The organism is Streptomyces sp. NPDC026672, assembly GCF_040638185.1.
In the GTDB taxonomy this organism is placed as follows: domain Bacteria; phylum Actinomycetota; class Actinomycetes; order Streptomycetales; family Streptomycetaceae; genus Streptomyces.
In genome coordinates, this window is record NZ_JBEZXS010000048.1 from 43,087 (window position 1) to 59,226 (window position 16,140).

Here is a 16,140-nt window from a genome sequence, read left to right on the forward strand (position 1 = left end):
CCCCGCCCGCCAGGTAAAGAAGAGGTCAAAACGCCCTAGGCGGATCCGTCGACTGAGCACCTGAACGTCCTAACCAACCTGCTGGGAAAGGGAGTTGTCTGGGTGCTGGTCGCCCGCCGCGCCCCACCGTGCGGGCGGCTGTTGACGGCCCGGCCCGCCCCTGAGGTTCCCCCGCGGGGGCGGGCCGGGCGCCGAGACGACACGAAGGCTCCACCCCAATGACGAGTCTGAGAACACCAGTTGAGGCCCTCTCCGTCGGCCACCCCACGTACAACCAGACCTTCCCGTGCGAGCCGTCCACGGCCGAGCTCGGCCGCGAACTCGTCCGAGACGTCCTCGACGTGTGGCACCTCGACGGCCTCGCCGACCGTGCCGCGCTGATCGTCACGGAGCTGATCGCGAACGCCTCCAGGCACACTCCGTGTCCCGAGATCCGCCTCACGGTTGGGCGGCCGAGCGCGACACGACTGCGTGTCGGGGTCGCGGACCGGGAACCATCGCGTCTGCCCATACTCAGCCAGGCGGCTGACGACGACGAGTCGGGGCGCGGGCTGCTCCTCGTCGATGCTGTCGCCGACCGCTGGGGCTACGACCTGCACGGCTCGGGCAGACGCCCCTGGGGCAAAGAGGTCTGGGCGGAACTCCGTACCGAGGACGGCAAGTGAGCATCCCGGCCACGGCACCCTCGCCCCTTCCGGACCTCGCCCGACTCCGGCCCCGCCAGCAGATGGCCATGGACTGCCCCCTCTGCGCCCGGCTGCTGGGAGCGAGCGGTCGACGGCTGGGCGAGGTACGCCACCGGGGCCTGCCGTTCCAGCTCTGGGCCTGCGCTCCCCACTGCCAGGCCGCCCGGTCGACCATCCCGACCAGCTGAGAAAGGGGATGTCTTTCCATGGAGTGGCCGTGGATCACCGGTGATTGCTGGCTTGGCTGCGGGCGTACCGGAGTCCTGGTGATCTGGCTCGGCCCGGTGCAGTGGGACGGGCAGCACGCGCCCTTCTACGCGTGCGAGCCGTGCCTCGATCGCCTCAAGGCCCAGGCGCTCGCCTACTTCATGGAGCGGCGACCGGCATCGGCTTGATCGGACTCCCGGCACACGACTTCCCGGCGTGAGGCAGCCACCCCGCGAGGACTTCCTACGCGGAGGCCGTCCTCTCGTGCCGGGCGGCCAGGAGCCGTCGGGGAGCAGCCGTCTGGCAACGCTCCCGTGGCGGCACCTGGTGGGCGCTCCAGCCCAGTAACACCACAACGATTACGAGGAGTTGAAGCATGACGCGCAGCACCGTAGTTCCCAGCCGCACCGAAGTACGCCCGCAGATCCCGGGGGCATCGGACGGCTTCGACCTGGACGTCTCCCTCGTCGAGATCGTCGACCCGGCGGGCCTGGTCAACCTGACCGACGACAACTGCGGGTCCACCTGCGGCGCCTGCACCACCAACGTCGCCTGATCCGGCCCCAAGCCATCCCGGTCTGGTGCCGCCGCGTCTCCACGCGGCGGCACCAGCCGCCCGCCCCCTCACCTACGGAGGTACTTGGTGGTTGCTCCGCCCGCAGCGTTCCGCACCGGTTCCACTGCTCTCGTGCGCGCCGTGGTCCGACCCTCGCTGCCGTTTCCTCCATGCCCTGACCTCGACGACCGCTCGCCCAATGGTTCGTCTGCCCGTGTGGCGTGGCTACGCGCGGTCTGGGCGGACAAGGACGTCGCCGAGGCACTCCAGCACTCCAGCCCGGTCCTGGCCGCGCAAGTAGGGGCCCTGTGTACGGCCGAGCATCCCGCCCTCCGGGATGTGCAGCGTGCGGCGCTGTCCGTGACCCGCTACCTACTGCGGGCCCAGCACCGCGCGACACCCTTCGGCCTGTTCGCCGGCGTGGCCACCGCGGAGTTCGGCCCGCAGGCGCAAGCAGACTGGGGCGAGGAGCACGTGGCCGTGGGCCGCGCGGGGGCAGAGTGGCTGGCGGCCCTGGTCGAACGGTTGGAGTCCTGCTCGGACCTCCTCGAACGGCTGCCCGTCGTCATCAACAACACCGTGACGTCCCGGGGAGACCGGCTCATCGTGCCGTTCCAGCCCGACGTCCAGGACGACCGGACTCGCGCGGTCGAGGCGTCCCTAGCCCTGAGCGGACCGGTGCGCGCGGTCCTTGCCGCGACCCGGGCGCCGATCCGGTTCGGCACCCTCGTGGACAAGCTCCGAGCGGAGTTCCCCGAGGCCGGTCCCGAGAAGGCACGTCAACTGCTGACGGAGCTGATCCGGCGACGGGTACTGATCACGAGCTTGCACGCACCAAGCACCGAGACCGACGCCCTCGGGTATTTACTGGGCCAACTCGACGCGATCGACGCCCGAAGCCTCGCCCCGGTCGCGGAGACCGTACGCGAACTCCACGCGGCTCGGGCGGGCCTGGAGGATTACGCCACGCACGGCGGCCGGGACACCGTGGCGGCGCAGATGCGAGACCTCGTCCCCGGCCTGCGCCGCCACCCCGTCGCCCTCGACCTCCGCTTGGACGCGCAGATCGTTCTGCCAGAAGCGGTCGCACGCGAGATCGAGCGCGCCGCTCTCATCCTGACCCGCTTGAGCAGCCGCCCGTACGGGACCGCTGCCTGGAGCGAGTACCACCAGCGGTTCTACGAGCGGTACGGCATCGGCACAATGGTGCCGCTCGCGGAGGTCGTGGCGGACAGCGGCACCGGCTATCCCGACGGCTACCCAGGCGCTCCGGCCGGCGCACGCAGGCCCCGCGTCTCCGCTCGGGACGATGCCCTCGTTCGGCTGGCTCAGGCCGCGGCGCTCGACGGCCGTGACGAAGCGATCCTCACGGACGAACAGATTGAGGCCCTAGACGTGGGGCCCGACGAGCCTCGGCTGCCGCCGCACTTGGAGATCGGGGTGCGGGTGCATGCAGTCAGCCTGGAGGAGTTGCAGCGCGGGCGGTTCCGGCTGGAGGTCATGAGCGTGTCCCGAGGCGCCGGCGTCTCCGCGGGCCGGTTCCTCAGCGTGCTGGCCCCCGCCGAGCGGAAGGCCCTGGCCGCCGAGCTTGCCGACCTCCCGGCCGCAGACGGCAACACCATGCCCGCGCAGCTCTCTTTCCCGCCCCTGCTCCCCGCGAGTGCCCACGTCACTCGCTCGCCACAGGTCCTACCCAACGTGATCAGCCTTCAGGAGCACCGCGCCCCGCAGGACACCGTCCTCACCCCGGAGGACTTGGCCGTGGGATGCGACGGCCGCCGCATCTACCTCGCCGTCCCCGAGCGAGGCCACCGCGTCGAGGCCATCGGGATGCACGCCCTGAACCTCCACACCCACACCCCGCCACTGGTGCGGTTCCTCACCGAACTGTCCCGCGCCCAGTGCGCGCAGGTCACCGTCTTCGACTGGGGCGCCGCAGCGGCCATGCCGTTCCTTCCACGTCTGCGGTACGGCCGCATCGTGCTGGCCCCGGCACGCTGGCGGCTGGAAGCGCCCGAACTGCCCGGCCACGTCCGCCCTCGGGACGAGTGGGATGCTGCGCTCGCCGACTGGCGTGCCCGGCGGAGGCTGCCGCGCCATATCCATCTCGTTGAGGACGACCGACGTCTCTTCCTCGACCTCGACGAGGCCGGCCACCGGACGCTCCTGCGTCAGCACCTCGACCGCACGCGTCTGGCCGTGCTGGTCGAGGCCCCGGAACCGGAAGCGTACGACTGGTGCGGCGGGCGAGCCCACGAGGTCGTAGTTCCGCTCAAGGCCACCCGACCGCCGACGTGGCCGCCACTGCCCGCCCCCAGCCGGGCCCGTGCCCTGTCTGCGGCCCAGATGCAGACGCCCGCCGCTTCCTCGGTTCTTCTGGCCGCCCTGTACGGCGACCCCCGCCGCCAAGACGTCTTGCTCTCTCGGCACTTGCCCGGCCTCCTCGAACAACTCGGCAACCCGCCGTGGTGGTTCATCCGCTTCCGCGACCCGGACCAGCACCTCCGCGTACGCATCGCCCTCCCCGACCCGGAAGCCTTCGCCGACACGGCCCGAACGGTGAGCGCCTGGGCCGACGAGCTACGAGGCATCGGCCTGCTGGCCGACCTGCGCTATCCCACCTCGTACCGGGAGATGGGCCGCTGGGGCTCCGGCATCGCATGGGAGGCGGCCGAGGAGGTCTTCCGGGCGGACTCGCGCGCCGTCCTGGCCCAGCTCGCACAGCCACAGCGCCCCAGTCAGCGCACGCTGGTGGCGGCCCACACGATCGCCATCGCTTCCGCGTTTCTCGGCACCACCGAGGCCGGGATGCGGTGGCTGATCGACCATGTCTCGCCGACCGCACCCGTGCCCGTTCCGCGCCCGCAGTTCACCGAGGCAGTACGGCTCGCCGACCCAAGCGACGACTGGTCGGCCTTGCGCAGTGTCCCTGGCGGAGACGCCATCGTGTCCGGATGGGTCGACCGGGATGCGGCACTCGCCACGTACCGGCCGCACCTGCCCGGCCCGGACACCCAGGGCATCGCCGTCGACGACGTCCTGACATCCCTGCTGCACGTCCACTTCGTGCGCCACGTCGCCGTGAACTTCCCGGAGGAAGAGGTGTGCCTCTACCTGGCGCGCGCCGCCGCCCTGGCCTGGACCGCCCGCACCAAGGGGAGGGCCTCGTGAACGCGCACCTCACGCTCGGCCTGGTCGACGCCATCGCCGCCCGGCTCGCCGACCCCGAGACCATGCCTCACGGCTCCAGGACGCTGTGCTCGGACCGCCAGCATCTTGCTTACGGGCCACCGGGCATCGCGCTCCTGCACATCGAGCAGGCCGCGAACGGCCTCGGTCCGTGGCACCGCGCCCACGACTGGCTCGCCGCCGCCTCCCGGCAGCCGCTCACCAGCGGCCCGGACAGCCACCCCTTCTACGGAGTGCCCGCGTTCGCCCACGCCCTGACCTGCGCGGCCGACCACCTTCCCGGCTCCTACCAGCGCGCCCTCGACGCATCGGACGGACAGATCGCAGTCGACGCCGGACGCCGTCTCGACGCCGCACACCGCCGCATCGACGCCGGACGCCTGCCGCATCTCGCCGAGTTCGACGCCATCCGGGGCCTCACCGGATACGGCGCCTACCTACTGCGCCGAAACCCCGGCAGCTCCACGACGCGCGCCGTTCTCGACTACTGCGTACGCCTCACCGAACCGATCACCCACCACGGCGAGACCCTTCCGGGCTGGTGGACGGAGACCGGGCCCTCGGGCAGCCCGGACAACCGATTCCCCGGCGGACACGCCAACACCGGCATGGCCCACGGCATCGGCGGCGTCCTCGCACTCCTGGCCATCGCCGCTCAGAACGGCTCCGTCACCGACGGGCACCACGCAGCACTGCACTCCATCCTGACCTGGCTGGACCGCTGGAAGGAGGAGGCCGACGGTGGACCGGCCTGGCCGTACTGGGTCACTCACGGCGAGCTGCGAAGCGGGCGTCTCTCCCCGTCCGCGCCCCGGCGGCCCTCCTGGTGCTACGGCACCGCCGGCCTCGCCCGCGCCCAGCAACTTGCCGCGCTGGCCCTCGACGACACCCGCCGCCAGATTGCCGCGGAGAAGGCATTCGTGGCCGCCCTTACCGACCCCGAGCAGCTGAAGGCCACGACGGACAACGGCCTCTGCCACGGGTTCGCCGGCCTCGCCCACGTCGCCGCGCGTACGGCCGACGACGCCCGCCCCTCGACCGCGGAGAAACTCCGCGCCGCGATCCCCGCCCTCCTAACTGCGGTCGTCCCACCGGGCACCGACCCCGAACTCATGGCCACGGCGCTCATCCAGGAGGAGGAAAGCGGCCCCGGCCTACTCGACGGCGCCGCCGGCATAGCCCTGGCCCTCCTCGCGCCCAGCACCGCCACACCACCCCGGTCCCCCTGGGACGCATGCCTCCTCATCGCCTGATCCACCGACCGAAGGACCTCAATGCCTCCCGACCGCTGGCAGCAGCACAACATCACCTTCGTCGACCGCGAGAGCGCCCAGCGCACCATCGCCGGACGCCTCGGCCCCACCCTGATCGAGGCAGAGGCCGACGGGCAGCTCACCAGCTGGTGGTACATGAACAAGCAGCCCTGGCCGCTGCGCTACCTCGCGGACAAGCCCTCACCAGCCATCGAGTCGCTCCTGAGCGATCTCATCGGCGACGGCGTGGCCGTGTCGTGCCTGCCCTGCGTCTACGAGCCCGAGACTGACGCATTCGGCGGCCCGGAGGCCATGGACGCAGCCCACGAACTCTTCCACAGCGACTCCCGCCACCTGCTCACCTACCAGCCGAGCTCGAAGCACTTGGGACGCCGGGAGACCGCCGTCCTGCTGGCGAGCGTCATGATGCGCGGCGCTGGACTCGACTGGTTCGAACAGGGCGACGTATGGGCGAAGGTCGCGGCCCTTCGCCCGGCCGACAATCCACCACCACCCGAACGAGCAGCCGAACTGGCTCCGCCCATTCGGAAGCTCATGACCGCCGATGCCCACAGCCTCTGCCGCCCGGGCGGCCCACTCCACCCTCACGAGGAATGGGTGACCGCCTTCGAACGGACCGGAGCCACGCTCGCCGACCTTGCAGCCCGAGGCTCCCTCACCCGCGGCCTGCGAGCCATCATCGCCCACCACGTGATCTTCCACGCCAACCGCGCCGGTCTCCTCCGGGACGACCAGAGCGCCCTGTCCCACATCGCACGAGAGGTAGTAATGGGAACGAGTGACCACACCGAGTCGCCCACCGAGGCAACAGCCGACATCGATAGCGTCAGCGCGGTGAACACCGACACGATCACCACCCCCACGGCGGACGCCGAGCGTCTCCGCAACGCCCTGGTCGACCAGCTCCGCGCGGACGGACACGCCCGCACGCCCGCCGTCGAAACCGCGTTGCGGACCGTGCCCCGCCACGTGTTCGTGCCCGACGCGTCCCTCGAAGACGCCTACGCCAACGCACCGGTGCACATCAAGTACGACACCGACGGCACGTCCATCTCCTGCGCCTCCCAGCCGGGCGTCGTCGCCCTCATGCTGGACCAGCTCGACGCCCAGCCCGGCGAGCGCATTCTCGAACTCGGCGCCGGCACCGGCTACAACGCCGGTCTGCTCGCCCACCTGGTCGGCGAGAACGGACACGTGACCACCCTCGACGTCGACGACGACCTCGTGGAGGGTGCCCGCACGCACCTCGCCGCCGCCGGGATCACCAACGTCGAGGCCGTGACCCGCGACGGAGCACTCGGCTACGCCGAGGCAGCGCCGTACGACCGGATCATCGCCACCGTCGGCGCGCACGGCGTACCGCACGCCTGGCTGCAGCAGCTCGCACCCGGCGGCCGGCTCCTCGTCCCCCAGCGCCTCAAGGGCACGGTGTCCCGCTCCATTGCCTACGAGCAGCGCGACGGCCGGTGGGTGTCCCTCGGCAGTGAGATGAACACCTTCATGCCGCTTCGGCGGGGCATCGCCGACGACGACCGCCGAGTGATCCCGCTCAGCACGGACGGTTCCGTACGACTCCAGGCCCCTGCCGGACTCAACATCGACGCCGACGCCCTCGCGGGCGTACTCGACCAGCCGCGCACCGAGGAGTGGACCGGTATGACGGTCCGCGCCATGGAGTCGCCGGAGTGGATGGAACTGTTCGTCACCTGCTCCCTCCCTTCCGGCCTGATCCGGATGTTGTTCCCCCAGAGCGCCAAGGGCACTCTGCTCACGGAGGATCCCTACCCCTCGTCAACTGCGGTCGTCGACAAGGGCGCCGTCACCTACCTCGCCCGGCGCGTGTCCAAGGAGAAGACCCCTGAGGGCGACAAGCTCTGGGAGTTCGGCGTCATTGGCCACGGCCCGGGCAGCGATGAGCTGGCCGCGGAGGTCGCCGACACTATCCGCACCTGGGACAGGGAGTACCGAGGCCGTGAGGCCACGTTCGAGATCCAGCCCCTCGACGCCCCCGAGATCGAGCGACGCCCGGGTCTCTTCTCCCTCGACACGCCGCTGAACCGCATCGTCGTCGACTGGCAATGACACCGCTCGTGTAGCGGACGGTGCCCGTCGGCACACGACCGGCGGGCACCGTCGCCTCAGCAGTCCTCACTCTCGACCCGGGGAATCCATGGACCCACACGGCCCCATAGCCCAGCGTTTCCCGCTCATCGCCCGATTCCGCCCCGCCTGCCTGCCCCTGCCTGAACGCGTACGCGCACTCGTCGACCTGGCCGACACCGCAGTCAAAGAGACCGATCAGGGGCTCGCATCGGCCGTCCACAACCAGGCCGCGCTCATCGCCTCCGACCTCGGCCTCCCCGACCTCGCCCGCGAGATGTGCCACCAGCACGCCGCCGCCTACCTCCACGCCTGCCCCCTGCCCGGCATGAGCGCGATCCGAGGACTGGAACCGGTCGTCAACCTCGCCCGCCTCCAGATCCGCGCCGGCCACGCCGATGAGGGTCGGCAGCGACTCCTCAACCTGTACAAGGCCGTCGAGGCGGGCACAGCCGCCCGGTTCGAGGACGTCAAGGTACCTGCGGACCTCACTGCGACCGCCGAAGACCGTCAGGAGGTTCGCGCGTGGCTGTGGCGCGTCCTCCTCGCCGACGGCACGCGCACCCTCACCACCGAGGGGAGATGGGCAGAGGCGCTGGCGCACATCGAGGCCCACCATGGCATCGGAAAACGGATGCTCGACGGGCGGCAGGTCGCCGTACTCGCCGCGCTCGTTGCGGGTGACACCCCGCGGGCCGCTGCCCTCCTCGCCGACACGATGCCCGGCGGCCCATGGGAACAAGCCGTCACGACATGCCTGACCGTCCTATGCCGCCGCGACGCCGGGCAGCCGAGCGACGGCCACCTAGCGGACCTGGTGGCGGCTTACTCCAGGCGGAAGACCGAACCGGGGATGACCGTCTTCGACACCCGGCTCGGGCATACGGTCCTCGACGCAATCGGTTCCGCCGAGACGCTCGCCGCGCACCGCATCGTCGAGGACCTCCACCGCAGGACGACCGACGCCGAAGACGGCTACGCGGCTCGCGAGAACTTGGCTCATCCTCTGTTCACCGAGATCGCCACGGACCGGCAAGTGCAGGACTGTCGCGCGCTGGTGCGCGCCTGCGCCCTCGGCTCAGGGAGCCTCCCGGACGAGCTGCGAGGAGAACTGGCGGCGGCTCTGCGCGCCAGCGACCGCGTGATCAGAGGAAGCCTCGCACGTTCCTCCGGGCCCGGAGGAACGCAACTCCTGCGGTTCTGACGGTGTCTATCGGCGCTGCCCGTGCTGCTGTTCTGCAGGTGTCGGGGTCGCCGATGGAAGCTGACTGTCATGGATCTGCCGAACGCGGATCGAAGCCGTCATGGTGGTGCGGCTGCGGGCGGCTTCGGCACGGCGGTTGGGTACGGGGTTGCGGCCGGTGTGCTGGATGCGGGTGATCAGGACGCGGGCGGGCTGACGGGCAGCGTCCAGTTCGCGCTGGGCGGTGGCTTCCTTCAGGAGTTGGTGGGGTTGGTGCCCACGGGCTTCGGCGTCGGCGAGGACGGTGGCGAGCGCTGGCCAGGCGGGATCGGTGAGTATCCGCTCGGCCTGGTCCGGCACGGCGGCGCGCACGTCGCCAGCCAGGGTGAGGCGGGCCTGCTCCCTGGGAGGGCGGGCTTCGAGTTCGACGAGCACCGGGGCGATGGCATGGTCGGCAACGCTCTTCAGATGCTGGACGGCCTGGCGCGCGGCTTCAGTCTGCTGGGCGTGGCCCTTGGCCGCGTGCCAGCGGGCGGCGACGATCACGGCCCACACAAGAGCCGCCATCAGGGCGGCCACAACGCTGCCGTCGGGGCCTGTCGCGGTGTGAACGATGTCGCGGGCCGCACTGCGCAAGGCGTAGGCGGTGCGGTCCTCGGCCCGGATCTGGGAGCGCTGGGCTCGTGCGAACGCCTTGGATGCGGCCTGGAGTTCGGCGCGCAGGTGGGCGGGTGCCTTCTGGGCGGTGGCTTCAAGGAGTTCACCGAGGGCGGTGATGTGGGCCTGGGCGTGGGTGTCGTCGGCGAGGTCGGTGTGGAGGGTGTCGAGGGCCTCGGTGGCTTGGTGCCAGGGGGTGGTGGGGCGGTTGCGGCGGGCAGCGGGGTGTTCCTCCGGCACGGCGCTTTCCAGGCGGGCCTTGATTTTGGGCAGGGTGAGGTCTGGGGCGATCTTCTTGCCGGGATGGAGGATCTGCTCGCCTTGGCTGTTGAGGTCGCCGGGACGACCGACGGCGTAGCCGAGGAGATCACCCGACGGGCCGCGCCTGACCTTGACGGGGATGCCGTCGGCTTCGAGGTAGGCGATGAATTCCTCGGCGTCGGCCACGTGCGGGATGGCAGCACGGATGCGGTCTTCGAGCCACTCGGGGCTGGTCTGGTCCCAACCCAGCCGCTGGGCCTTGTGCATCTCGGCCTGGGTGGGCCGGCGGGTGGCGGTGCGGTCGCCCTTCTTCAACTGCCTGAGCCCGTATTCCTTTTCGATCTTGCGGCAGGCGTCGCCGACGCGCAGGCCGCTGTCGTGGAGTTTGGGGCGGCGTCCGTCCTCGCGAACGGTGGTGGCGAGGATGTGGATGTGGTCGTCGGCGTGGCGTACGGCGATCCAGCGGCAGGCCAGGTCGTCACCTTCGGGCGCGATGCCGGCCGCGATCACGATGCGCTGGGCGATCTCGCCCCACTCGGCGTCGGACAGGTAGCGGTCCTCGGGTGCGGCGCGGACGGCGCAGTGCCAGACGTGGTCGGTGACCTGCTGGCCGAACTCACTGTTGCGCAGCCTTACGGGCTCGTCGAGGTAGTGGCCGAGTTCGGTCAGGGTGGCGTTCTCGCTGCGGCCAGGATCGGGCATGGCGAGCATCGCGAAGGCGGCCACGATGTGCGGATCGAGGTGCTCGTCGTGCCGACCAGGTCCATAGAGGTAGGCGAGCAGACCGCGGGTCTTGGTCCCCGTGGCTTTGATGGCGGCGATCACGCGGCCAGGTCCTCTGTCGGGTCGGCGGGCTCGCGCAGAGCCTCGGCAATCAAGGTCAGCAGGTGGTCAAGTTCGTCGAGCCTCTGGCGTATGTCGGGTGGGGTGAGGTCGCTGTTGAGCGCTCGGGCGATCTGGTTGACGTTGACGCCGATCCGGTTGAGCTGGCGCAGCACCTGGGCGCGGAACATGTGGGTGCGGCGGCGGTCCTCGGACAGGGGCAGGTTCGCGGTGAAGCGGCCGTCGAGGAAGGCGACGACGACGTCGGCGCAGAACCCGGCCTCTCCCTTGTAGCCGTGCTCGGCGGTGGTCTCCCGGAGGCGTGCACGCTCGTCGGTGCGGAACTGCAGGGGGCCAACGCGTTCCGTGCGCTTGTCACCCGTGTAGCGGCGGATCGTGGGCTGCGCGCTCTTCACGGTGGGCTCGCCGGCGGCAGCGCTGTCTTCGCGTACGGGGCGGAGGATGGCGTGCTGGACGGCGTGGAGCGTGTCCGGGTCAGGGCCGCCCTCGGCCCCGACCTCCTGGCTCGGCGCCCCCTGGCGCTGGGCCTCCTCCGCCACCCCCGGGGCGGAGGTACCCGAGATCCGGCCTTGAGTCGGACTCGGGGTACTACTGGCTCCGCCCGGGGCAGCCCGCCCGAACGCGCGGCGCCAACGGTCCATCAGCGTAGGGGACTTCGTCAGCGGCATCGGCTCGTCGGAAGCGTTGTCGGGGTGGAACGGGTCGTGCTTCATGGACGGTTCTCCGGAGAGGGGTGGGGAGGGCATGCGGATCACCGCGAAGATCGGATGGAGTTCGGACGGTTACCACCTCATCCACAGGTGTGGACGATCGCGCGTTACGTGAGGGTGGTGACCGGCGGGCCGGGTGACCGGAAGGGTTCCGGTCACCCGGCAGCGGTTCCGTTCAGCCGCTGGGCCGATGGGTCTCGGCGGAGGGTTCTAGTTCGGCCCGGAGGATGTCCATCACCTCGGTCAGCCGCTCACTGCCGACCGTCAGCCCTTTGTCCTCAACCGCCGTTCGGACGACGGCCCGGGTGAGCTTGCCCTGCTCAGCGGCAGCAGCCCGGCCGATCTCCACGAGTACCTCAAGCGGGGCGCCGGGCGGACGGCCACCGCGCGACTTGCCTGCGGCAGCGGAGGCGGACGATTCCGGCGACGGGACGGATACGGCGGCCGAGGGCTCAGCGGCCGGGCCGGGTTCAACCAGCAGATCGGCAGGCCCGACGCGCGTGACCGGGGGAGCCTCGCCGGACTGACCGACCGTGGTGGTCAACGGCTCGGTGGGCTGGACGGATGTGGTGGCCGGTGGTTCCGGCGCCTGCGCTGAATCGGGGGCCGGATGGTCGGCGTCGGGCTGCACGACGTGCTCGTGGATCTGCCGCATCAGCACGCCGAAGGCCACCATCGCGGCGGCCGGGGGAACCGCGGCGACCACGTAGTCAAGCAACGGGACACTGCCGACTTCGCGCGTACCGGTCACCCCGGCCACGTTGAGCCCGATGGAGCCGACCGATCCGATGGCCGTCACGCCGATGGCCCACAGGTCGGTGACCTGGCGCAGGCCCGCACGAAGCATGAGCAGCTCGCCCGCGACGATGAACGCGTCCAGCGTCGCGGGCCACGCCCATCGGCGGGTCGGCGAGTCGCGGAGTCCGTGCTGGGCGGCGACCTCTGCCAAGTGGGCGTAGGAGAGCCAGAACGCACCAGCGGTCAGGGCCACGATGACGACGCCGGCCGCGCGGAGCACGTACTGCTCCGCGGTGAGCTTCGTCTTCGCCGGCTGCTCCTGACCGGGCCGGTCTCCGCGCGGCGGGCGGTGTCGGCGACGGGACATGCGAGGGATCTTCAAGCGGGGTACTCCTGGGGTAGTGGTGTGGTGCGTCTTTGCCGTCTTGGCCGTTGCAGGCGCAGGTCACAGCGGGTACGGCAACCGCCTCGGCCCTCCGTCCCGGCAGGCGGTGCCGACGTCGTGTTCCGAGTCGGAACACACGCGGGACGTCCAGCCGGACCTGGTGCCGGTCTGGCCGTGCCCCCGGGCCGGGACGGTGGCGTCGCGTCTTCCGTCCCAGCTGGCAGGGCTGCGACCTGCGGCGATACGGCAGGACGGCGGCGGACGGCACAAGACGGATACGGGCGGCGTCTTGGCGGGAGGGGTGCGACTGATGATCGCGTTCCCGTCTTGGCCCCGGTTGCCGTCTTGCCTGTAGGCCGTGTGACCTGCGAGATCACGGCAGGGACGGCAGGTACGGCAACCAGAGGGCGGGGCTCAGCCCTCGCCGCGAGCGGGGTCGGCGTCGACGGGGTGGACGGTGGGGCAGTACCGGCGCCAGGCGTCCAGGAACTTGTTGCGCATGTAGCCCTTACGCTGTGTCCGGTCGGCCATCCGAACGTTGCCAGGCTTGATCCCGAACTCGCGCAGCAACCTGCCCAGTTCACGGGCGGTCAGCCCGCCCCGCCCCCACTCCGCCCACGGAGCCTCCGCGTCCTGGCGCAGGTGGTGGAGGAGTTCCTCGGTGGACAGGCTGTCCGCCTCGCGCTGGGCAACGAAGACCCGGCGGATGTCGGCGAGGATCCGCGCCCCGCTCGGGTGGTCCTCCTCGGCCGCCACTTCGGCGGCGACCATCCGCGCACACGCGAGGCGCGCCAGCCTGGGCCAGTGCCCGCCCGCCAGGTCGGCGACGATGACCAGGGGCTCCCACGTGTCGGCGGCACGGTCCTCGACCGGCATCTCCGGCTCCAGGTCCGCGGCCTCCTCCAGCAGTGGCCGGGCCCACGCGTGGATGCGGTCGCGCAGATCATGCAGGGCCGGGATGTCGCGCCGCGACCGGAAGGGCTTGACCTTCTCGCCCTCGGCCCTGCGCCGCATCCGGATCACCACCGACCGGTCCATGACCGTGTCCGGCAGATCGCCGATCCCCGCGATGGCCGCCATCGCGAAGGTGGCGAACTTGTGCGGGGTGTGATCGTTGCCGACGACCCGGGTCACATACCGGCCCCGCTGGTGACCGGCGTTGAGCAGGCCACGCGTCTCCTCGTTCTTCTCCGCCACCTTCGGGCCGAAGATGGTGTCGGCCTCGTCCACCAGCAGCGTCGGCGGCTCCTCCTCGGTGATCGACCGGAAGATCGCCGCCGGTGTGGTGTTGATGGTGAGCATCGGTTCGTGGACCGTCTCGGTCAGCACGTCCAGCAGCCGCGACTTGCCGCACCGCTTCGCCGGACCCACCACCGCCAGGCGCGGGGCGTGCTGCCACGCGGGCTGTAGGTGCGTCGCCACCACCCACAGGGTGATCGCGTCCAGGGCCTCTGGCGAGGGTGGGATCACGAACTCAGCGATCTGCGCCCGCAGTTCATCCAGCAGTTTGGAGCCACAGGTCGGTTCCGCGTCGGGTATCGCCTCCAGGCCGCTCGGCGTCTCCGCCTCGTCGGCGCGGTCAGTCTGCGTGGCGCGCAGGTGGGCGCCGGGTCGGCCGGGGATGGCCGCCGCGGGCCAAACAGCGTGAGCGGGGGCGGAATAGGACTCGGGGTTCTCGGGTTGCACTCGGCAGCTCCTCGTCTGGCGGTGGCGGGCTCGCACGCCCTTGCCGCCGGGTTGGTTCTTCCAGGGCCGTTCGGGGTTGCTCGGGCCTCCGGCGTTGCACCGCCGGGGGCCCACCCCTTTCTCGCGGGCACCAGGCCATCGCGAGGGAACACGGACCGTACGTCCACACCCGGCAACAGTCCAGCGTTTCTGTGTCAGCTCAGCGCAGAACCATCTGCTACGGCTCGCCGCTTTCATGCAGCCAGGCCCAGCAGGGCCAACAGATCTGCGGTCACCACCCGGTAGGCGTTACCCAGCCGCAGCACCCTGCACGGGTACTGACCGCGCTTCGCCAGCTCATACCCCTTGCTCCGCCCCAGCCCCAACGCCCGGTTACCTGTCTCCAGGTCAACGGCAGCGGGAAGCTCCAGCAGCTCCTCTCGACTCATGCCCTTCACTCGGCCGGCGAGTTCGTTCTCGCGCATACGCGCTCCATCCATGACTGAGCCCTCGGCGAACACGGCGATCGCGCTCGTCTCCAGGCCATGGAATCAACGGTAGGGAAGCTAATGTGTCTGCATGACACAACGTGGTTCGGATGCTGGTAGGGACAGGGGCGAGGACGACGTCCCGGAGTGGGTGGACCAGGTGATGGCCACGGTGGCCGCCGAGGTCCGCAGACGGAGGAAGGAGCTGCGCATGAGCGCCCAGGACCTGGCCGACCGCTGCGAGGAGATCGGCCATCCGATCCCCCGCAACGTGATCGCCAACATGGAGTCCGGCCGCCGCGCCAACCTGCCCATGGTCGACGTCATCGTCCTCGCCGAAGCCCTGCGGACCTACCCCATCTGCCTGCTCTACCCCGTCGGCTACGTCGACCGAGTCCAGCGCCTTCCTCTGCAGTACTCCGAGCCGACCTGGGATGCCATGCGTTGGTTCACCGGCGACAGGGAGGAGCTCGGCATGGAAGACGACGTGCTCCGCTCCTTCCGCGCCCACGTCCGCCACCAGCGCGCCGCCCTGGCCGCCCTGAAGGGCGAGAAGCACGAGCGCTGGAAAGCCGAGACAGCACCCAACCAGGCTGAACGCGAGGAAGCCGTACTCGCCCAAGCCGACTACGCAGAAAGGGCGTTGGAAGCCAAGTACCGGCTCCGCAGCGCCCGCGCCTTCATCCGCGAAGACGGCGGCACGCCACCAACCCTGCCGCCAGAACTCGCCGACGTCGACCCACCCGAAACCGACCCGGACACCACCGAGGAGAACGATCTTTGAAGGGTTCCACCCACCGCCGCTGCTACTGCCGCGACCCCCACACCGGCAAGCCGCTCGGCAAGAAGTGCCCCAAGCTCTCAAGCCGCAAGCACGGCTCGTACTCCATACGCCAGGAACTCCCACCCCGCGAAGACGGCACCCGCCGTTCCTTCAGCCGCGCTGGCTACGAGTCCCTCAAGGACGCGCAGGCCGACCTCGACCACGTCCGCTCCCTGCTCGCCCTGGCGGAGAAGGACGACCCCGACAGCCTTCAGCGCCTCGTCGACATGCTGGAGGAGGTCGCGGTCGAGAAGGCTCCACTCCCGGCCATTGAGGAGACCCGACGCTTCCTAATGCTCCTGTCAAGCGGCTGTAGTCACCGGAGGTGTGACTTGGTAGCACCGTCGGTCACGGATCAGGGCCCAGATGACGTTC

General features: G+C 70.5%; 14 protein-coding genes and 1 pseudogene. 10 read left to right on the forward strand and 5 right to left on the reverse strand.

Annotated features, from left to right (window positions below; genetic code table 11):
* Positions 1 to 218 precede the first annotated feature (218 nt).
* From AB0F77_RS36370 to AB0F77_RS36405, 8 genes are all read left to right on the forward strand, one after another.
* Entirely contained in the window at positions 219 to 665 is a 447-nt protein-coding gene (locus AB0F77_RS36370; protein ID WP_361956827.1) for an ATP-binding protein, read from the forward strand.
* On the forward strand, positions 662 to 874 hold the full coding sequence (locus AB0F77_RS36375) for a hypothetical protein (protein ID WP_361956830.1): 213 nt from the start codon (positions 662 to 664) through the stop codon (positions 872 to 874). Before AB0F77_RS36370 ends, AB0F77_RS36375 begins: the two co-directional genes overlap by 4 nt.
* Positions 875 to 892: 18 nt before the next feature.
* Positions 893 to 1,081: a hypothetical protein gene (locus tag AB0F77_RS36380; protein ID WP_019759144.1), complete on the forward strand. Its 189-nt coding sequence runs from the start codon at positions 893 to 895 to the stop codon at positions 1,079 to 1,081.
* 188 nt (positions 1,082 to 1,269) lie between these two features.
* Positions 1,270 to 1,449 carry an FxLD family lanthipeptide gene (locus tag AB0F77_RS36385; protein WP_210875011.1) on the forward strand — a complete coding sequence of 60 codons (180 nt, stop codon included), beginning with the start codon at positions 1,270 to 1,272 and terminating at the stop codon, positions 1,447 to 1,449.
* Positions 1,450 to 1,665: 216 nt separating this feature from the next.
* Positions 1,666 to 4,620: a lantibiotic dehydratase gene (locus AB0F77_RS36390; RefSeq protein ID WP_361956834.1), complete on the forward strand. Its 2,955-nt coding sequence runs from the start codon at positions 1,666 to 1,668 to the stop codon at positions 4,618 to 4,620.
* Positions 4,617 to 5,891: a lanthionine synthetase C family protein gene (locus AB0F77_RS36395; RefSeq protein ID WP_361956837.1), complete on the forward strand. Its 1,275-nt coding sequence runs from the start codon at positions 4,617 to 4,619 to the stop codon at positions 5,889 to 5,891. The genes AB0F77_RS36390 and AB0F77_RS36395 overlap by 4 nt, the downstream gene beginning before the upstream one ends.
* 21 nt (positions 5,892 to 5,912) lie before the next feature.
* Positions 5,913 to 7,994, forward strand: a complete 2,082-nt coding sequence (gene fxlM / locus AB0F77_RS36400) for a methyltransferase, FxLD system (RefSeq protein ID WP_361956840.1) — start codon at positions 5,913 to 5,915, stop codon at positions 7,992 to 7,994.
* Positions 7,995 to 8,082: 88 nt separating this feature from the next.
* Entirely contained in the window at positions 8,083 to 9,216 is a 1,134-nt protein-coding gene (locus tag AB0F77_RS36405; protein ID WP_361956842.1) for a hypothetical protein, read from the forward strand.
* A 6-nt stretch (positions 9,217 to 9,222) separates the two neighbouring features.
* On the opposite strand, the gene AB0F77_RS36410 is transcribed toward AB0F77_RS36405, so the two are convergent.
* The 5 genes from AB0F77_RS36410 to AB0F77_RS36430 all read right to left on the reverse strand — a co-directional run bounded on the left by AB0F77_RS36410 (position 9,223) and on the right by AB0F77_RS36430 (position 14,939).
* The gene (locus AB0F77_RS36410; protein ID WP_361956845.1) at positions 9,223 to 10,938 is read right to left on the reverse strand and encodes a relaxase/mobilization nuclease domain-containing protein; all 1,716 of its coding nucleotides are present in this window, start codon (positions 10,936 to 10,938) and stop codon (positions 9,223 to 9,225) included.
* Entirely contained in the window at positions 10,935 to 11,669 is a 735-nt protein-coding gene (locus AB0F77_RS36415) for a MobC family plasmid mobilization relaxosome protein (protein WP_361956848.1), read from the reverse strand. The genes AB0F77_RS36410 and AB0F77_RS36415 overlap by 4 nt, the downstream gene beginning before the upstream one ends.
* Positions 11,670 to 11,841: 172 nt before the next feature.
* The gene (locus tag AB0F77_RS36420; protein ID WP_361956851.1) at positions 11,842 to 12,684 is read right to left on the reverse strand and encodes a DUF2637 domain-containing protein; all 843 of its coding nucleotides are present in this window, start codon (positions 12,682 to 12,684) and stop codon (positions 11,842 to 11,844) included.
* A 519-nt stretch (positions 12,685 to 13,203) separates the two neighbouring features.
* Entirely contained in the window at positions 13,204 to 14,475 is a 1,272-nt protein-coding gene (locus tag AB0F77_RS36425; RefSeq protein WP_361956854.1) for a DUF3631 domain-containing protein, read from the reverse strand.
* A gap of 233 nt (positions 14,476 to 14,708) precedes the next feature.
* Positions 14,709 to 14,939 (reverse strand): hypothetical protein, encoded by a 231-nt coding sequence (locus AB0F77_RS36430; RefSeq protein ID WP_039650326.1) that lies wholly within the window; start codon positions 14,937 to 14,939, stop codon positions 14,709 to 14,711.
* Positions 14,940 to 15,033: 94 nt separating this feature from the next.
* Between AB0F77_RS36430 and AB0F77_RS36435 the strand changes: the two genes are divergently transcribed.
* Both AB0F77_RS36435 and AB0F77_RS36440 read left to right on the forward strand, forming a co-directional pair.
* Positions 15,034 to 15,726: a helix-turn-helix transcriptional regulator gene (locus tag AB0F77_RS36435; protein WP_361956857.1), complete on the forward strand. Its 693-nt coding sequence runs from the start codon at positions 15,034 to 15,036 to the stop codon at positions 15,724 to 15,726.
* Positions 15,723 to 16,140, forward strand: a pseudogene (locus AB0F77_RS36440) (hypothetical protein); the annotation flags it as partial. The gene AB0F77_RS36435 and the pseudogene AB0F77_RS36440, both read left to right, overlap by 4 nt.